This window comes from Arthrobacter sp. 2MCAF15 (genome assembly GCF_052115605.1).
Classification (GTDB): domain Bacteria; phylum Actinomycetota; class Actinomycetes; order Actinomycetales; family Micrococcaceae; genus Arthrobacter.
This window is the reverse complement of the sequence record NZ_JBFRGZ010000012.1, coordinates 40,194-57,653: the sequence shown is the minus strand read 5'-3', so window position 1 is coordinate 57,653 and position 17,460 is coordinate 40,194. Positions and strand designations below refer to the sequence as shown.

The 17,460-nt window shown below is 65.7% G+C and carries 18 protein-coding genes and 1 tRNA gene; 7 read left to right on the top strand and 12 right to left on the bottom strand.

Annotated elements, in window-relative coordinates:
* Window positions 1-5 precede the first annotated feature (5 nt).
* From AB4089_RS14330 to AB4089_RS14320, 3 genes are all read right to left on the bottom strand, one after another.
* Window positions 6-1,016: a Cgl0159 family (beta/alpha)8-fold protein gene (locus tag AB4089_RS14330; RefSeq protein WP_441409944.1), complete on the bottom strand. Its 1,011-nt coding sequence runs from the start codon at window positions 1,014-1,016 to the stop codon at window positions 6-8.
* Complete coding sequence (gene iolC / locus AB4089_RS14325) at window positions 1,013-2,017, bottom strand: 5-dehydro-2-deoxygluconokinase (RefSeq protein ID WP_441409943.1); 1,005 nt, start codon at window positions 2,015-2,017, stop codon at window positions 1,013-1,015. The genes AB4089_RS14330 and iolC overlap by 4 nt, the downstream gene beginning before the upstream one ends.
* Before the next feature lie 215 nt (window positions 2,018-2,232).
* A complete protein-coding gene (locus AB4089_RS14320) occupies window positions 2,233-2,637 on the bottom strand; it encodes a tautomerase family protein (RefSeq protein WP_441409942.1) in 405 nt (134 codons plus the stop codon).
* Between the two features lie 212 nt (window positions 2,638-2,849).
* Between AB4089_RS14320 and AB4089_RS14315 the strand changes: the two genes are divergently transcribed.
* On the top strand, window positions 2,850-3,212 hold the full coding sequence (locus AB4089_RS14315) for an ArsR/SmtB family transcription factor (protein WP_441409941.1): 363 nt from the start codon (window positions 2,850-2,852) through the stop codon (window positions 3,210-3,212).
* Window positions 3,209-3,691, top strand: a complete 483-nt coding sequence (locus tag AB4089_RS14310) for an SRPBCC family protein (RefSeq protein WP_441409940.1) — start codon at window positions 3,209-3,211, stop codon at window positions 3,689-3,691. Before AB4089_RS14315 ends, AB4089_RS14310 begins: the two co-directional genes overlap by 4 nt.
* A gap of 177 nt (window positions 3,692-3,868) precedes the next feature.
* On the opposite strand, the gene sucD is transcribed toward AB4089_RS14310, so the two are convergent.
* The 4 genes from sucD to AB4089_RS14290 form a co-directional block, all read right to left on the bottom strand.
* Window positions 3,869-4,771 (bottom strand): succinate--CoA ligase subunit alpha, encoded by a 903-nt coding sequence (gene sucD / locus AB4089_RS14305; protein WP_018776033.1) that lies wholly within the window; start codon window positions 4,769-4,771, stop codon window positions 3,869-3,871.
* 12 nt (window positions 4,772-4,783) lie between these two features.
* Window positions 4,784-5,953 (bottom strand): ADP-forming succinate--CoA ligase subunit beta, encoded by a 1,170-nt coding sequence (gene sucC, locus AB4089_RS14300; protein ID WP_441409939.1) that lies wholly within the window; start codon window positions 5,951-5,953, stop codon window positions 4,784-4,786.
* Between the two features lie 370 nt (window positions 5,954-6,323).
* Window positions 6,324-8,846, bottom strand: coding sequence for a DNA helicase PcrA (pcrA, locus tag AB4089_RS14295; protein WP_441410076.1), 2,523 nt, complete (start codon window positions 8,844-8,846; stop codon window positions 6,324-6,326).
* Between the two features lie 565 nt (window positions 8,847-9,411).
* On the bottom strand, window positions 9,412-10,266 hold the full coding sequence (locus tag AB4089_RS14290) for an inositol monophosphatase family protein (protein WP_441409938.1): 855 nt from the start codon (window positions 10,264-10,266) through the stop codon (window positions 9,412-9,414).
* A 90-nt stretch (window positions 10,267-10,356) separates the two neighbouring features.
* Here AB4089_RS14290 and AB4089_RS14285 point away from each other — a divergent pair, with 90 nt between their 5' ends.
* Window positions 10,357-11,007 carry a hypothetical protein gene (locus AB4089_RS14285; protein ID WP_441409937.1) on the top strand — a complete coding sequence of 217 codons (651 nt, stop codon included), beginning with the start codon at window positions 10,357-10,359 and terminating at the stop codon, window positions 11,005-11,007.
* A 120-nt stretch (window positions 11,008-11,127) separates the two neighbouring features.
* Here the strand turns inward: AB4089_RS14285 and AB4089_RS14280 are convergent, their stop codons facing one another.
* Window positions 11,128-12,153, bottom strand: a complete 1,026-nt coding sequence (locus AB4089_RS14280) for a hypothetical protein (RefSeq protein WP_441409936.1) — start codon at window positions 12,151-12,153, stop codon at window positions 11,128-11,130.
* A gap of 209 nt (window positions 12,154-12,362) precedes the next feature.
* Here AB4089_RS14280 and AB4089_RS14275 point away from each other — a divergent pair, with 209 nt between their 5' ends.
* Entirely contained in the window at window positions 12,363-12,512 is a 150-nt protein-coding gene (locus AB4089_RS14275) for a hypothetical protein (RefSeq protein WP_164468567.1), read from the top strand.
* A 165-nt stretch (window positions 12,513-12,677) separates the two neighbouring features.
* Here the strand turns inward: AB4089_RS14275 and AB4089_RS14270 are convergent, their stop codons facing one another.
* The 4 genes from AB4089_RS14270 to AB4089_RS14255 form a co-directional block, all read right to left on the bottom strand.
* Window positions 12,678-14,204, bottom strand: a complete 1,527-nt coding sequence (locus tag AB4089_RS14270) for a putative bifunctional diguanylate cyclase/phosphodiesterase (RefSeq protein WP_441410075.1) — start codon at window positions 14,202-14,204, stop codon at window positions 12,678-12,680.
* Window positions 14,197-14,721 carry a DUF7793 family protein gene (locus tag AB4089_RS14265; protein WP_441409935.1) on the bottom strand — a complete coding sequence of 175 codons (525 nt, stop codon included), beginning with the start codon at window positions 14,719-14,721 and terminating at the stop codon, window positions 14,197-14,199. The genes AB4089_RS14270 and AB4089_RS14265 overlap by 8 nt, the downstream gene beginning before the upstream one ends.
* A complete protein-coding gene (locus AB4089_RS14260; RefSeq protein WP_441409934.1) occupies window positions 14,718-15,248 on the bottom strand; it encodes a hypothetical protein in 531 nt (176 codons plus the stop codon). Before AB4089_RS14260 ends, AB4089_RS14265 begins: the two co-directional genes overlap by 4 nt.
* Window positions 15,249-15,460: 212 nt before the next feature.
* Window positions 15,461-16,282, bottom strand: coding sequence for a hypothetical protein (locus AB4089_RS14255; protein ID WP_441409933.1), 822 nt, complete (start codon window positions 16,280-16,282; stop codon window positions 15,461-15,463).
* 84 nt (window positions 16,283-16,366) lie between these two features.
* On the opposite strand from AB4089_RS14255, the gene AB4089_RS14250 reads away from it, so the two are divergent.
* The 3 genes from AB4089_RS14250 to AB4089_RS14240 all read left to right on the top strand — a co-directional run bounded on the left by AB4089_RS14250 (window position 16,367) and on the right by AB4089_RS14240 (window position 17,402).
* Window positions 16,367-16,439 (top strand) — tRNA-Arg (locus AB4089_RS14250).
* 1 nt (window position 16,440) lies between these two features.
* The gene (locus AB4089_RS14245; RefSeq protein ID WP_441409932.1) at window positions 16,441-16,986 is read left to right on the top strand and encodes a DUF6314 family protein; all 546 of its coding nucleotides are present in this window, start codon (window positions 16,441-16,443) and stop codon (window positions 16,984-16,986) included.
* Window positions 16,983-17,402 carry an NUDIX hydrolase gene (locus tag AB4089_RS14240; protein WP_441409931.1) on the top strand — a complete coding sequence of 140 codons (420 nt, stop codon included), beginning with the start codon at window positions 16,983-16,985 and terminating at the stop codon, window positions 17,400-17,402. Before AB4089_RS14245 ends, AB4089_RS14240 begins: the two co-directional genes overlap by 4 nt.
* The last annotated feature ends 58 nt before the right edge of the window (window positions 17,403-17,460 follow it).

Below are 17,460 nucleotides of genomic sequence, written 5' to 3'. Positions count from 1 at the left end.
GGAAGTTACTCCGATGCTTCTTCGGTACGGGTGGGTTCGGTGTGGCCTGAGGCGGTGTGGCCTGAGGCGGTGTGGCCGGTGCCTGTGTGGCCTGAGTCGGTGTGGTGCAGCAGGGAGGCGGCAGTTGCCACGGCTCCGGCCACGTCGCCGTCCTGCGGATAGAGCAGGGTCCGGCCGACGGTGAGGCCCTGGACGCCGGGCAAGGAGAGGGCCGCCTGCCAGCTGGCGAACACATCGTCCTGGCTGCCCTCCGGGTCTCCGCCGAGGAGCACGGTGGGCATGGTGGTGGACGCCATGACGCGTTCCATGTCGGCCACCACCGGGAGCTTCATCCAGGTGTAGGCGCTGGTCGCGCCGAGGCCTTCGGCAATGGCGACCGACTTGATGACGGCGTTGGTGGAGAGGTCGTTGCGGACCTTGCCGTTCTCGCGGACGGAGAGGAACGGTTCCACCATGGCGATCAGCCTACGCTCGGCGAGGGAGTCGATCGCCCGCGCGGTCGCTTCAAGCGTGGCCACCGTGTCCGGGTCACCGAGGCAGATGCGCGTGAGCATCTTGCCGCCGTCGGCGCCCAAGGCCTCGAGTGCGGCCGCCGTGTGGCCGGTGAACCGGTCATCGAATTCGTTCACCAGCCCTGAAAGCCCGCCGCGGTTCATCGAGCCGAAGAGCAACTTGCCCTCGAGCGCGCCCAGCAGGAGGAGGTCGTCCATGATGTCCGGCGAGGCCAGCACACCGTCCACGTCCGGGTTGGCCAGGGCAATCTGGAGCCGGTCCAGGAGCTGGCGTCGGTCAGCCATGGCCACGGGATCGTTGCCCACCGCGAGTGCCCCGCGGGCCGGGTGGTCGGCCGCGACAATGAAGTTCTGCCGGTGGGCCCGGACACCGGGGTGGCGGCGCCGGGCCTTGGCGGCACGGGCGATCGCTTCGGGGTCTTCGAGCCGGATAATGCTCAGGCGCTCGTAGCGGCGGGGATCATCGTCCACCGCGAGGGCGGCGGAGGCTGTATGGACACTCACAGTGTTGCTCCTTCGGTGGCGTAGGTACCCGGCACCAGGCGGCCGCGTTCTGCAAGCAGGCCCGTGACTTCGTCCGGCGTCGGCATGGCGTCGGCGCAGGACAGACGGGAGGCGACCAGGGCGCCGGCGGCGTTGGCGAAGTCCAGGACCTGGGCCAGCGGCCAGCCGGAGAGCAGCCCGTGGCAGAACGCCCCGCCGAAAGAGTCGCCGGCGCCGAGCCCGTTGACAGTTTCCACCGGCACGGGGGCGGAGACCACGCGCTCGGTGCGGGTCTTGGCCATGACCCCTTCGGGGCCAAGCTTCACGACGGCGATTTCGACGCCGGCCGCGAGCAGCCGGTCGGCCTGTTCGTCCGGAGTTCCCTCGCCGACGGCGACGGCACATTCCTTGTCGTTGCCGATCGCCACGGTGACGTGGGGCAGGATCTTGGCGACCTGTTCCCGGGCCTCTTCCTCGGAGGACCAGAACATCGGCCGGTAATCGAGGTCCAGGATGGTGAACTGGCCCGGCTTCAGCCCGGTCCGGGGCCGCGCCTCGTGGGCCGCCAGCTGGGCGCCGCGGCTGGGTTCCTGGCAGAGGCCGGTGACGGTGGACCAGAAGATCCCGGCGTCCCGGATGGCGTCCAGGTCCAGCTCCTCGGCCTTGATCTGCAGGTCAGGGGCGGTGGGGAACCGGCCGTAGAAGTAGAGCGGGAACTCGTCCGTGGCCGGCTTGATGGCGCAGAACGTGACCGCGGTGGGCCATTCCTTGACAGCGGTGACGAAGGAATCGTCCACGTTGAACTTGTGAAGTTCGCGGTGCAGGTATTTGCCAAAGGCGTCGTCGCCGGTCCGGGTGATGACGGCGGTGCGTCGGCCGTGGCGGGCCGCGGCGACTGCCACGTTGGACGGTGATCCGCCAAGGTACTTTCCGAAGGACGTGACATCCTCCAGATCCACCCCGATGTCGTTCGGGTAGATATCAACGCTGATGCGCCCGATCGTGAGCAGTTCGTGGGTCACGGTGATCGCGGACCTTTCTGGTGTGAACTCGGTACCTTTGCGCAGCCTGAGCTTCGGCGCTGGGCGGTCGGCGTGAGCCGGACCACATCCACTACTTTGCCTTAGAATCTATGTACTGTCAAAGGTTTGTACTGACATATTTACAACATGACACGGAGGGCCTGGAAGGCTCCGCTGCAGGGGCGCCGCAGCGTCCACAGAAACGCCCTTTTCGGCTATTTGTCGGGGACTCCGAGTTCTCCGGTGACGTACTGAGCCTGGCCAAAGCCGAACGACCAGTCCCCCGCAGTGTTTTCGACATATCCGATAAAGACGTCCTCGCCGGCGACCCCCGCGGCCGCCAGCCGGTCGGCGATGGCGGCGAACAGAGATTGCTTGGCGGGCTGGCTCCGGCCGGCCTGGGTGAAGATCTGGATCATCACCACATCCGGCGTCCGCTCGAAGCCGAGCCCTGCGTCCTGGGCGACAATCTGTCCCGCGGGATGTTCCGTCAGCACATGGAAGTAGTCGCGCTCCGGAATGCCGAACTCGGCCACGATTGCAGCATGGATTCCCCGACTGAGCCCACGGAGCTGCTCCGGGGCGCGGCCTTGGTTGACGTCAATTCGCACGAGGGGCACTCGCATCTCCTTCGATAGTTTGTCCTGACATACTAACAAAGTAATCACTAAGCGCCCTTCCCGGGGCGCGGAAGGGCGCTTCGTGACCCCGCGTTGGGGTATTGCACAGGCCGGCCGCCAGGGGTATCGTAAACAACCTAGAGGTTGATCAATGAATGCATTGAATACCTCGGATGTTGAATACCTTGGCAACAACAAGGAGGCACCCACCCATGGATTCCAGCGACGACGGCGAGCTCGACGCGGCCTTCCTGGCCCTCGCCGATCCTGTCCGCCGCCGCATCATTGCCCGGCTCAGCCGGGGTCCGGCCACCGTCAACGAGCTGGCGGAGCCCTTCGCGATCACCAAGCAGGCGGTCTCGAAACACATCCAGGTCCTCGAGCAGGCACAGCTTGTCACGCGCACACGTGACGCCCAGCGCCGGCCCGTGCACCTGAACCCCGCACGGCTGGAAGCGCTCACCGCATGGATCGACCAGTACCGGCTGGTCCGCGAGGGGCAATTCCGCAACCTTGACGCCGTGCTTGAAACCCGCGCCGCCCGGGGCGGCACACAGGCAAAGGATGCATCATGAGCAATGCACTGAAACTGACAGTCCCCGAGGGTCTGCCCTTCATCGATTTCGAGCGGGAGTTCGATTTTCCCGTAGCCGAGGTATTCCGGGCCCACAAGGATCCCGAGCTCGTCGCCCAATGGCTTGGGCCGCGGCAAATGACCATGAGCATTAGCCACTACGACTTCAGGACCGGCGGCGGCTACCGCTATACCCACACCGGGCCGGACGGCAGCGCGTATGTGTTCAGCGGCGTCTTCCACACCGTCCGCGAGAACGAGTTCGCCATCCAGACCTTTGAATTCGACGGCTACCCCGATGTGGTGAGCATCGAGTTCATGACCTTCGAGGACCTCGGCGGCGGCCGTTCCCGGCTCAGCGGCCGTGCGGTCTACCCCAGCATGGAAGCCCGCGACGGCATGGCCCAGTCCGGGATGGAGGGCGGCATGTCCGAAGGCTACGAACGGCTCGAAGAAGTCCTCGCCGGGGCAAAAGTCTAGGAAAGCAAAGAACGACGGCGGCGGGCCACCTTCACCGGGAAGGTGGCCTGCCGCCGTCGTCGTCCTTAAACACAGCAACGCGGGGTCACTTCACCCTCATCCCAACCAGTGGAATGGGCGGTCAGTGGCCCCGCGTTGCTGTGGCGCTGTCTTGCTGTGGTGCTTGGTGCCGCGGACCTAGAGGGTCGCGAAGACCTCGCGCAGGAGCTTGGCGGTCTCGGACGGCGTCTTGCCGACCTTCACGCCGGCAGCCTCAAGGGCTTCCTTCTTGGCCTGGGCGGTGCCGGCGGAACCGGAGACGATGGCGCCTGCGTGGCCCATGGTCTTGCCTTCCGGGGCGGTGAAGCCGGCCACGTAGCCAACAACCGGCTTCGTGACGTGTGCCTTGATGTAGTCGGCCGCACGCTCTTCGGCGTCGCCACCGATTTCGCCGATCATGACGATCGCCTTGGTCTCCGGGTCAGCTTCGAACGCCTCGAGGGCATCGATGTGGGTGGTGCCGATGACCGGGTCGCCGCCGATGCCGATGGCGGTGGAGAAGCCGAGGTCGCGCAGTTCGTACATCATCTGGTAAGTCAGGGTGCCTGACTTGGAGACGAGGCCGATGGGGCCCTTGCCCGTGATGTTGGCCGGGGTGATGCCGACCAGGGCCTCGCCCGGGGTGATGATGCCGGGGCAGTTCGGTCCGATGATGCGGGTGACCTGCTTGCCGTTGGCGTCGACCTTGGACTGGGCCAGTGCCCAGAACTCGGCCGAATCCTGGACCGGCACGCCTTCGGTGATGACCACGACGAGGCCGATGCCGGCTTCGATGGCTTCGACGACGGCGTCCTTGGTGAAGGCCGGCGGCACGAAGACGATGGAAACGTCAGCGCCGGTCTCGGCCATGGCTTCCTTGACGGTGCCGAAGACGGTGATTTCGGTGTCACCGTGCAGGACCGTGGTGCCGGCCTTGCGGGCGTTGACGCCGCCAACGACGTTGGTACCGGCCTTGAGCATCAGGGCGGTGTGCTTGGTGCCTTCGCCGCCGGTGATGCCCTGGACGATGACCTTGGAGTCTTTGTTCAGATAAATAGACATAGTCCGGTCCCTCTACTTCGCTGCGTTGGCGAGCTCGGCAGCCTTGTCGGCGCCCTCGTCCATGGTGGCGGCCAGGGTAACCAGCGGGTGGTTGGCCTCGGCCAGGATGCGGCGGCCTTCCTCGACGTTGTTGCCGTCGAGGCGGACTACCAGCGGCTTGTTCGCGGAGTGGCCCAGCTCGGCCAGTGCACCGACGATGCCCTTGGCGACGGCGTCACAGGCGGTGATGCCGCCGAAGACGTTGACGAACACGGACTTGACCTGCGGGTCGCCCAGGATGACGTCGAGGCCTGCTGCCATGACCTCGGCGGAAGCTCCACCGCCGATGTCCAGGAAGTTGGCGGGCTTGACGTTGCCGTGGTTCTCGCCGGCGTAAGCAACGACGTCGAGGGTGGACATGACCAGCCCGGCACCGTTACCGATGATGCCGACTTCGCCGTCCAGCTTGACGTAGTTGAGGTCCTGCGCCTTGGCCTTGGCCTCGAGCGGGTCAGCAGCGTCCTTGTCTTCAAGGTGGGCGTGCTTGGGGTGGCGGAAGTCGGCGTTCTCATCGAGGGAGACCTTGCCGTCGAGGGCAACGATGTCACCGGCGCCGGTCAGGACCAGCGGGTTGACCTCCACGAGGGTGGCGTCTTCCTTCTTGAAAACGTCCCAGAGCTTCAGGATTACGCTGGCGACCTTGCCGCGCAGTTCCTCAGCGAAGCCGGCAGCGGCGACGATTTCGTCGGCCTTGGCTTGGTCGATGCCCACGGCCGGGTCGATCGAGATCTTGGCCAGGGCTTCGGGACGCTCAACGGCGAGCTGCTCGATTTCCATGCCGCCTTCAACCGAGCACATGGCCAGGTAGTTGCGGTTGGCCCGATCCAGAAGGACGGAGAAGTAGTATTCCTCGGCGATGTCCGCACCCTGGGCGATCATGACCCGGTGGACGGTGTGGCCCTTGATGTCCATACCGAGGATGTTGGTGGAGTGTTCAAGCGCCTCATCGGCGCTCTTGGCGACCTTGACGCCGCCGGCCTTGCCGCGGCCTCCGGCCTTGACCTGCGCCTTTACGACAGTAACGCCGCCGATCTTCTCGGCAGCTGCCTTTGCTTCTTCAGGGGTGTGCGCCACGATGCCAGCAAGCACGGGTACACCGTGCGCCTCGAACATATCGCGCGCCTGATATTCAAACAGGTCCACGGTTTAGTGTCCTTCTACGTCGAAGTAGTTTCTGTACAGCCGGACCCCACGTACTCGCGGTTACCGGGCTGCGGAATAAACGCACCCTGCGACAAGCTTGGAAACGAGCCACACGGCGCAATGCTCCTCTGGGAACTCTAGTCCTTTGATCGGACCAGCCCGTCCCAGAGTACCTGTTATGTGAGTAAGGACACTATTCTATGGAGCGTAGAAAAACCCCTAGATTCCGCGGTTTTTAGGGTGTCCGACGGCGTGCAGAAGGGCCGCACGCCGGTCTCGGCGGCGGGCTTAAGACCTGTCCGACGGCGTTTGGCCAACGCGCGCGCGACGACGGGTGGGGCGACGCATGCCGGCCTTGCGGGGACTGCGACTATGCGGACAGCTTGGTGAGCGGCGCGTAGCGCAGCAGCAGCCGCTTCTCGCCGACGTCGAACTTCACCTTGGCGACCGTCTTGTCCCCGGCGCCCTCCACCGCCAGGACGGTGCCGTTGCCGAAGCTGGTGTGGTTGACCTTGTCGCCCACGCTGACGGCGACGATTTCCTTCTGCGGCTGGACCCTGTTCTTGGCCACTGACGCGGGGACGTCGGCGTTGAAGCCTGCGGACGGGCTGGCACCGGCGCCGCGGGCGGTCCCGGCGCCCCAGAAGGATCCGCCGTAGCGGCTCGAACCGATCGCGGTGCCGCTCCCCCAGCCGCCGCCCTGGCGGCTGGCGCCTTCCCGCTTCCACTCGACGAGCTCGGCCGGGATCTCCTCGATGAACTGGCTCGCCGGGTTGTACTGGCTCTGGCCCCACATGCTGCGGACCTCCGAGCGGGTCAGGTACAGCCGTTTCCGGGCCCGGGTCAGGCCCACGTAGGCCAGCCGGCGTTCCTCGGCCAGTTCCTTGGGATCGGTGGCGGAGCGCTGGTGCGGGAACAGCCCGTGCTCCATGCCGGTGAGGAACACCACCGGGAATTCCAGGCCCTTGGCGGTGTGCAGGGTCATCAGGGTGACGACGCCGAGCCGCTTGGCTTCGGCGACGGCGGCCGCCAGGTCATCGGCGGTGCCCGCCGGGGCGTCCGGGATCTGGTCGGCGTCGGCCACGAGGGAGACCTGCTCCAGGAAGGCCCCGAGCGAGCCTTCGGGGTTGTCGCGTTCGTATTCCCGGACGACGGCGACAAGTTCGGCGAGGTTCTCCACCCGGGATTCGTCCTGGGGGTCGGTGCTGGAGCGCAGGGCCGCGAGGTAACCGGTCTGTTCGAGCACGGCTTCCAGGGCGGCGGCCGCACCGGAGCCGGAGGCCACCTCGGCGAGGTCGTCGAGGAGTTTCACGAAGCCCAGCACCGCGTTGACGGAGCGGGTCGCCATGCCCGGCGCTTCGTCGGCGCGCCTGGCGGCGGCCATGAAGGACGTCCGGTCACGCTCGGCAAGGGAGGCGACGGCGCCTTCTGCACGGTCGCCGATCCCGCGCTTGGGTTCGTTGAGGATGCGGCGGAGGTTGACGTCGTCGTCGGGGTTGACCAGAACCCGCAGGTAGGCGAGGGCGTCCTTGATTTCCTTGCGCTCGTAGAAGCGGGTGCCGCCGACCACCTTGTAGGGCAGGCCCACGCGCACCAGGACGTCTTCGATCGAGCGGGACTGGGCGTTGGTGCGGTAGAAAATGGCGACGTCGCCGGGGCGCAGGTTGCCCTCGTCTTGCAGCCGGTCGATTTCCTTTGCGATGAACTGGGCTTCGTCGTGCTCGTTCTCGCCGACGTAGCCGACGATCTTTTCGCCGTCGCCCTCGGCCGTCCAGAGCCGTTTCTCCGGCCGGTTGGGGTTGCGGGAGATTACCGAGTTGGCGGCGCTGAGGATGGTCTGGGTGGAGCGGTAGTTCTGCTCGAGCTTGATGGTTCGGGCGTCCGGGTAGTCCTTTTCGAACTCCACGATGTTGCGGATGTCCGCGCCGCGGAAGGCGTAGATGGACTGGTCTGAGTCGCCGACGACGGTCAGTTCGGCGGCGTCCGGGCCCTCGCCGACGATCTCGCGCACCAGGGCGTACTGGGCGTGGTTGGTGTCCTGGTATTCATCGACCAGGACGTGCCGGAAGCGGCGCCGGTACGAGTCGGCGAGCGCCGGGAACGCCCGGAACATGTAGACGGTCTCGGCGATCAGGTCATCGAAGTCCATCGCGTTGGCCTGCCGCAGCCGCTGGGTGTAGCCCTTGAAGACCTCGGCGACCGCCTGCTCGAAGGGGTCGTTGTGATTGGCGCTCGAGGAGTAGCTGTCCGCGTCGATCAGTTCATTCTTGAGCGCGGAAATCTTGTGCTGGATGGCTTTGGGGGCGAAGCGCTTCGGATCGAGGTCCAGGTTCTTGGCGACCAGGGTGATCAGGCGCAGCGAGTCCGCGGAGTCGTAGATCGAGAAGTTGGAGTTGAGCCCGACATTCTTGGCCTCACGGCGCAGGATCCGGACGCAGGAGGAGTGGAAGGTGGAGATCCACATGGTCTTGGCCCGGCCGCCGACCAGCGCCTCGATCCGTTCCCGCATTTCGGCCGCGGCCTTGTTGGTAAAGGTAATGGCCAGGATCTCCCCGTGATGCGCCCGCCTTGTGGCGATCAGGTAGGCGATCCGGTTACTGAGCACACGGGTCTTGCCCGATCCCGCACCGGCAACAATCAGCAGGGCGCTGCCGGCGTGTTTAACCGCTTCTTCCTGCTCGGGGTTCAGCCCCTCGAGCAGTTCGCTGGCGTTCGGGTGCCGCGGGCCATGCCGGTCCCCGTCATGGCCGCCCTCGGGGCCTTCGGGGCTGTTCGGGCCCCAGCCGGGGGTGGATCCCACCGCTGCCGGGCCTGTTCCGAGAGACGATTTTGTGGCTGTCGCCGTCCTGGGGGCAGCTTGGAAGGGTCCGTCGGCGTAAGGGTCAAACAACATATCCATGGTGTTAACAAGTCTAGGCGGTGCCACTGACAGCGGCGTCCGCGCCCCGGGACATGCCCTTCCCTGCCCGCGGCCAGTGGACATAATCCCCTTATGCCCAGCCCTGACAGCGAAGGATGAGCATGTCCCGCGGACAGGGCATGGGGCTCGGAATGCACATGTCCTCCGCCGCCCCAGCTGGGTGGACACGCTGCCCTTATGCCCAGTCTTGATCGCGAAGGATGAGCATGTCCCGCGGACAGGGCATGGGGCTCGGAATGCACATGTCCTCCGCCGCCCCGGCTGAGTGGACACAAGGCCCTTATGCCCAGTCCTGATCACGAAGAATGAGCATGTTCTCGGGGATCCGTCCTTCGGAGTGAACATGCCCCGCGGACGGGCCGGAGCAAAGGGCATGTCCCACTGAGGAGCCCGAGCAATGGGCATGTTCCACGGAGGAGGCCCGGAGGAAAGAGCATGCCCTCCTGCTACTGCCGCAGAGCGGACATATTGTCCTTAAGCCCAGTCATGGCCGCGAAGAATGGGCATGTCCCCCGGCCGGGTCCTGCGGCGAGGGAGCCTAGCCGACCTGGCCAGAGGTGAGAGCTGCGCGCAGCTGGCGCACCGCCGTCGTGCCTCCCGCTATGAACCAGTCGAGACCGTTGACCCGCACGACGTCGGTTGCGCCGCCGGCCGCCTCGACGATGGCCTTGCCGGGCAGCCAGTCCCACTCGGGGCAGCTGTGCTGGAACCAGCAGTCGAGCTGCCCGTCTGCCACACGGCCGAGGTCGCAGGAGCCGGACCCGAACATGCGCAGCGAGGCCGCCGACGTCGCTGCCGCGTGCCACGGCATGGCGCACATGGGATCGGCAAGCCACGTCGGGTGGATGTACGTTGCCGCGCCGAGTTCAGAAACGGGGGCGTCAGACCGCCCCTTGCCGGACGCGTCGGGGAGGAACGAGACCAGTTTTTCGCCGTTGAGCGTCGCCGCCCGGGAGGTTCCGCCGAGCCAGAGTTTGTCCTCCTCGGGCTGGAAGATGGCTCCGAGGCCTGCGCCGGATGAATCCTTCAGGGCAATGGCCGAGCACCAGTAGGTGGATCCGTGCAGGAAGTTGTAGGTCCCGTCCACGGGGTCTATGACCCAGGTCCGTCCGCTGCTGCCCGCCACGGAGGCGCCTTCTTCGCCCAGGACGGCGTCGTCGGGCCGGCAGCGCCGAAGCTGTTCCAGTACGTAGGACTCGGCGGCGTGGTCGGCGGCCGTGACCACGTCCGAGACCGACGTCTTCTGCTTGCCCTCCAGCCCGGCCTGCCGCATCAGCAGCGCCAGGGTTCCGGCCTCGCGGACCAGGGCCTCGGCGAGTTGATAGTCATCCAGCGACGGGTCGAGATCTGCGGTGCTGTGCCGGCCAAGCCGGTGTTTTCCTAGTTCGGTCACGCGTCCCAGACTATCGGCGCCCGTTGGCAGTGAACAGCCGGCGCGGGCAGGCGGCGAGGGCAGCTGCCCGGGACGGGCGATAATGGAGCCATGGCCAAGACACCCGCGCAGCGGATCAAGAAGCACGGCGCTAACGCGGCGGTCCCCCAGCACCATCTCCCCCCGGTGATCAATCCGACCACCGCCCGGACCCCGCAGAAGGCACAGGGCAACAGCAATCTGATTGTGATCGCCGGCGTCGTGGCCAGCCTGTTCCTGTTCTGGTACCTGCACCTCCTCACCCTCGACCAGCTCACCCAATTGTCGGGCGGCCAGGCCATGCCCGATTCGTTGGTCGGCGGCTTCGACCAAGGGTTCGTGGAGCGCTTGCGCGCGGCCATGGACTCCGACGCCCGGGGCCAGTTGAGTTACGTCCACAAGACGGCCGGCATGCTCTTCCCGCTGATTTTTGGCTTCACGTGGCTGCTGCTGATCGGCACCAACGTGGACCGCAAATCACTTCGCTGGGCACTATGGGCCCTCCCGCTGCTCTTTGCTGTCGTCCGGCTGTGGGGCAACACGGTGATCGATGGAATGATGTCCGCGAACACCCTGGACGGCGGGCAGGTCGCCCTGGCGTCCACGCTCACTGTGGCGGGCTGGGTGCTCCTGGCGTTGAGCCTGGTGGCCGGCGCCGCGGCCGTCTTCCTGGGCCGCAAGGGCGCTGATGATTCCTCCGCCGCCGGACATGTCCAGTCCTAGCCGCGAACACTGGGCGCAGAGGAACTATGTCCACTCCTCCCCACGGGCGGAGGGCATGTCCCCCGGGGAGCTACAGCAGCCGGAGGGCATGTCCAAGCGCGGCTCCGGCTCAGTGCACGGTCAGTGCGCGTCTGTCAGGAATTCCAGGGCCTGCTCTGCACGCTGCGGGGCTCCCGCCTTCTCAAAGTGGTCCGCGGCTTCCAGCAGGTGCCTCCGGGCTTCGGCCCCATTTCCTAAAGCGGCATGAGACCGGCCCAGCAACAGATATGCCTCGCCCAGAATCTGCGGCGACGTTTTCTCGGGGACCGGGAAGATGCTCCCAAGAGTGTCGACAGCCGCTTTTTGGTCCCCAGCCAGAAAATTCCAGTGGCCACGGTTTAGTTTGAGCAGTATGTGATCTTCTTCGGTGCCGCCGATGACGTCGGTGGCCAACTCAGCGCGTTCGATGCAGCGCAGCGTGTCCGCGTCCGCAACATCGGCGGCTAGCCGCATGGCGGCCGACGCCTTGTTGAATTTGGCCCAAATATCAAGATTTCGCGCCGGAGAAAACGTTTCCGCCGCGAGTTCGTGATACTCAAGCCCCTCCTTCACTTTGTTGCAGAGGAACGCAACATTGCCGATAACCCAGTAGGCCTTTCCGACCAACTGGTCATCGACCTCGTTGGAAATATCGTCAGCCAGCAGGAGGCTCTCTTTCCAGGCTTCCTCCAAGCTGCCGCTTTCTGCGAGCGCCGCGATGAGCGCCTGCCGGGCTTTGACGTTATTCTCCACGTCACCCGCACCCCAGGACAGACTCGCTGCCATTCGCGCTGCGTCGGCCGCCTGCCCCAGCATGCCTGCGCCTTGCCTGGCTTTTGCGAGCAGAATATTTGCTTTGCCGCGGGCATCTTCAGCCGGGGCGCCGGGGGCGCTGACCACCAACTCGGCGGCAAGTACCGCACAGGCCTCAAAGTCGCCGGCGTCGAGCAGATTCTCCGCCTGAAAGAGCCTCATACCCCAGGCAGCCGTCAGATCGCCGTCGTTCCTCGCGATTTCCGAGGCCATCTGCGCACTGCTGGCCGCACGACCGAAGTCGTGGCTGGTTCGATATTCCCGGGCCTGCAGCTCTGCGGCGGCGTAGGAAGGCGAAACTGAGTTTCGTTGCATGCCTCAATTATCCGTTGCCGCGGGAGCGGAAACGAACCAGCCACGCAAGAAGGACCTCCGCAGGGTTCACGCAAGATTCACCTCATAAGTGCAGATATCACACTTGATCACAATTCATCATGAATTGTTACCTTGTGGCGTGTCCTTTTCCCCTATACTAAGCCTGTATCACATGAGTCACATCAGCCTCTTACGTATCAGGAGTTCAAATGAAGAAAATCCTTGCAACGCTCCTCGTCGCCGGTGCGCTGGCCGGCGCCGGCCTGTCCGCTTCGGCAGCTGTCTCTGCCTCCAGCGGTTCGAGCCAGGGCTCTGTTGTAGCAGTTGGCTGGTGGCCGAACTCCACTCCGAAGAACTAACGGATACGGAGCGGCTGCGGCGGGCACCGGGCATTATGTCCGGAGCCCGCCGCATTTCTATTTGGGAAGACGGTTTAGCCCGCATCACAGCCACACGTAATGCGACGCCCAGGGCAAAAGAGGCCAGGACGAAAGATCCAACCGCCGCCGTCCCTGCCAGCGCGTTTATTCAGACTTATTGCGGTTTATCAATTGCACAATGTCGGCCGCCGGGGCCGGCCGGCCGAAGTAGTAGCCCTGGCCGCTGCCGCACCCCATCTCACGGAGCACCTGGGCCTGCTCCGGTGTCTCGATCCCCTCGGCCAGCGCCTTGAGGCCGCAGGCGTGGATGAGGTGCAGCACGGCGGCCACGAAGTCCCGCTGCTGCTCGTCGTCGCCCAGGCCGCTGATGAGGCTCCGGTCGATCTTGACCACGTTCACGGGCAGCTTGCGCAGGTAGCTGATGGACGAATAGCCGGTCCCGAAGTCATCGATCTCCAGCTGCACGCCGAGACGCCGCAGGCCGTTGAGCGAATACTGGTCGACATCCCCTCCATTAACTGCCATGGACTCCGTCAGCTCCACGATCAGGTTTGATGCATCCACGCCGGTTTCCCTGAGGATGTCTCGCACATGTTCGATCAGCTCGAGATTTTGCAGCTCGGTGGTGGAAATGTTGACGCGGACGTTGAACGTGCTGTCCACCTGCAATTCCTGCTGCCATGCCCGCAACTGACGCACGGAATTGCGCAGCACCCAGTGTCCCAGGTCCACAATCATGCCGGTTTCCTCGGCGAGGGGAATGAACTGGTCCGGCATGAGGAGGCCGCGCTCGGGGTGGTTCCACCGGACCAGCGCCTCGACGCCTTCGATTCGACCCGAGACCAGGTCCACCACCGGCTGGTAATGCAAGGTCAGCTGGTCCTGCCGGATGGCTTCGCGCATTTCGGTAATCATGACGCTCTGCAGCCGGCGCGCGTACAACAGCGCCGGCTCGAAGACTTTGATGCTGCTGTGAGGCTGCGCCTTTGCGGCGTACATGGCGGTGTCGGCCTCCATGACCAGGTCATCGACGCTCTGGCCGGGTTCTGCAATCCGAAGACCGATGCTCGTCCCGCACGTGATTTTCAGGTCCCCGACGTCGAGGCTCTCGTTGAGCGCGGCGAGGATCCTGTTCGCCACCCGGCGGGCCCGGACCAGGTTGGACTTCGGCAGCATAATGGCGAATTCGTCGCCGCCGAGGCGGGCCACCGTGTCTGTCTCGCGGACGGCGTCCTGGAGCCGGCGGGCGATGACCCGCAGGACGTCGTCGCCGGCGCTGTGCCCCAGGGTGTCGTTGATGCCCTTGAAGGAATCGAGGTCGAGAATCAGGAGCGCCGGCGGCATCTCGCCGCGGGAGGACTCCGCCAGGGCATGGCTCAGAACCGAATTCAGGGCCGTGCGGTTGGCGAGCTGGGTCAGGGGGTCGGTCAAGGCCATGCGTTCGAGTTCCACCTGCGCCTCGCGCAGCATGGCAGTGCGGCTTTCGACCCGTTCCTCCAGCTCCTGGTAGATGGTCTGCAGGTCATCGGCCATCAGGTTGATGCCCGCGATGACGGCGGCAACGTCGTCGCGGGCCCCGGAATGGGGAATCCTGGTGCTCAGATCGCCGCCAGCGATCCGCACAATGCCCTCCACGAGGGCGTGCAGCCTGGGGTCCGGCGCGTCATTCATCACGGGCATACTGCCTTAGCCATTCGACGGCGGCGGGTTCAGAGGTGAAGAACTGCGCCGGGATCGTCTCGCTCTTGGAGCGCAGGAGGTAGTGGGCAATGACCCGGTCCACGGGGCTCTCGCCCACCAGGGCGAAGGCCGTCGCCGCGATGGAACCGCTGTAGACCTGCCGCGCCTCAATGCTGACACCGACGACGCCGGTAATCACCAGGAGCACCGGCATCCGCCGGCCCGCGGCGAGCGCACGGACGGCCTCACCGGCGACGCGGGCCTCCGGCCCCTCGATTTCTTCGTTCGGAGGCAGCAGGACCTCGATGATTCCGCCGTCGATCATCCGCACGCCGATGGCGCGGGCGGCAATGCCGTTCGAGAAGGCCCCGTCGACCGCCGTGACCCCATCGACCACCGTTGCCGCGGCCTCAGCCGCCGCCGCCGGCAGGACAGCGCCGGTCGCCATCTCCGGCAACCGGTCCGCGGGCGGCCGCTCGTCCGGCCCGGCCAGGGCCTCAAGCGTCATCGGACCGCAATTCGACGGCGGCGGTCCGTGGATCCCCAGAGGGCACGGTTTAGCCGGCGGTCACCGTGACAGAGAATAGTTTTCCAGTCGATTTCCTCGGCTGCCTTGGCTATCACAGGGCTCTCCTTGGCTTTCTTGGGCCGGGGACTGACATCGAGCCAGTTAGCCATCCTTAGGAATGCATGCACGGCAGTATTGACAGAGCCGCTGACGTGGATTTGGAAACGGTAAAGGACTCCTGGCGGGGCAACGAGAAGCACTAGGGAAAACGTCAGGAATGTTACGACGACAAGATCAGAGAGTTCCTCAAAGTGAAACCTGAATCCTGAATTCGGATCGTCCGCAAGCTCTTTCAGCATGGCTGCAATACCGTAGCCAATCCCAGCAGCAAGCGTCGTGAGAATTCCTAGCTCAACACCGGTTATCTTGCACCCGGATGGCCTCGCATCAACAATGGACAGCGGCTCGGGGAGCCCCGGGGCTCCCCATTGACGGGTCCAGACCGCACCGTTTAGTGCAGAAGTCACACTTTCCACGTCCAAGCGCGGCAAGACAAGCTGATCTGGCATTCGTCCCCATAAGACTGCAAAGTCGGCATAATGGCGCGCGCCGACGGCAAACCCGCACGCCCGCACCGGAATGTTCCGGCGAGTGACCCCATGATAATGCAAGATCAGGCGCTTACAAGCCATAAAACGTCCCGAAAATCGCTTAGCGAGCCTCCTTCATCGGCACTCTCTCAGCCCACCTGGGCGCGGGCCCGCTTGCGCAGCGTGCGTTCGTGCTGGACCCGCTGGGCGAGGACCAAGCCGGCGGCGGCGACGCCAAGCGTAATGGGGTAGCCCATGAGCCGCTCCAGGGTGCCTGGTTCCGGCACGAGCATGCCTGTCAGGCCGCCTGCGATGAGTGCCACCGAGGACACGATGCCGCAGGCCAGGATGAACCACCCGAGCGGCGTCTGCCTGAGCCACAGCCAGCCGAGGACCAGCAGCGCCAGGGCCCCGGCTGCGAAGTACATCAGGGCGCCGGCGACATGCCAGCCCGATCCCGTATCTTCGGGCACCAGCCCCACGATGATCGTTCCCGCCCCGGCGGTGCCGGTCAGCAGGCGGGCGGCGCCCGCGGCGACCACCCCCGTTCCCCAGCGCCCCCTGCCCGGCATCCGGCCGTGCACGCCGCCCTCTACGCCGCCATGCATGCTGCCCTGCCTGACGGGTACGCCGGCCCGCGCGGCACAGCACATGAGCGCCGAGCCAAGCAGGAGCGCACCGACGATCATGCCCAGTCCCTGGATCACAAACGACGCGTTCATGAGCAGGTGCGCCGGCGAGCAGACGTCCCGGCCGGAGAAGTCCCCGCAGGACACGGCGCCGAGGTCGCTGATGTACCCCGTGCGACGGCTGTAGGGTTCTGCGCCCGCCCAGGCGCCGATCACCGCCGATTCGGCCACGAAATACTGCAGCACGCTCAGCTTCGCCAGGGCCCCGACGTAAAACCGGGTCGCGGCCACATCGGGGTAGTAGAGGGCGCCGGCGGAAAGCTCGGTGGTTCCTGCGGTCATGCCAAGAGCGTAGTACGCGCGCTCACCTTGTATGCTTATATCCGTGTCCGACCGGACCGGCCTTGGGCCGGGCCGCGGACGCCCGCCCTCGTAGCTCAGTGGATAGAGCACGGCTCTCCTAAAGCCGGTGTCGTTGGTTCGATTCCAATCGAGGGCACTTGAACATTCCTGCCCCGGACGAAACCCCGGACACGGGTCCGGACTTTGACCTCCGCGCCTACCTGCGTGGCTCCTGGTCCGTCGACCGCACCCTGCTGGACCGCAGCACCGGGATCAGCGGAACCTTCACCGGCGTCGTGCGCTTCACGGACCTCGACGACGGCGGCCTGGTGTGGCGTGAAGAGGGCACCGTGCACTGGACCTCTTTCAGCGGCGCGCCGTTCACCGGGCCGGCCAGCCGGGAATACCTGTTGCGGTCCGCGGACACGCCGGAGGTCCTGGACGTGTACTTCCCTGACGGCCGCCCCTTCCACCGCATGGGCTTCTCCGGGCAGGCCAACCACGACGTGCACTGGTGTGACCCCGACACGTACCGCGTGAGCTACCAGGTCCTCGGACCGGACGACTGCGGCTACCGCTGGGACGTCACCGGGCCCGCCAAGGACCAGCTGCTTGAGTCCGTCCTGCATCGGCTGAAAGCAGGACCAGAAGCAGGACCAGACGCGACGACAGACGTCTGTTCGGAAGAAAGGAGTGCCGAATGAACCCACGCATTGTCGTCTCCGCCGTCTGCGTTTTCGACCGCTCCGGACGCCTCCTGACCGTCCGCAAACGGGGCACGGACAAGTTCATGCATCCCGGCGGCAAACCGGAGGCCGGCGAAACGGCGGCCCAGGCGGCGGCGCGTGAGCTCCGGGAGGAAGTGGGGATTGTGCTGGCCCCGGACCGGCTGGACCTGCTGGGCTGCTGGCTGGCGGACGCCGCCAACGAGGCTGCCACCCAGATCGAGGCCACGGTCTTCACGGCGCCGGGGGTGTGGAGTGCCCGGCCGTCGGCGGAAATCGCCGAGATCCGCTGGCTGGACCTGGCCGCCGAGCTGCCCGGGGACCTGGCCCCGCTCCTGACGGACCATGTGCTGCCGGCGCTGTCCGCCAAACCGTCAGCCCACCAGGACGGGTAGCGGGGGCCCGGTCGCGCGGCTGGGTACCGCGACCCAGTAGACCGACCCAGTACACCGA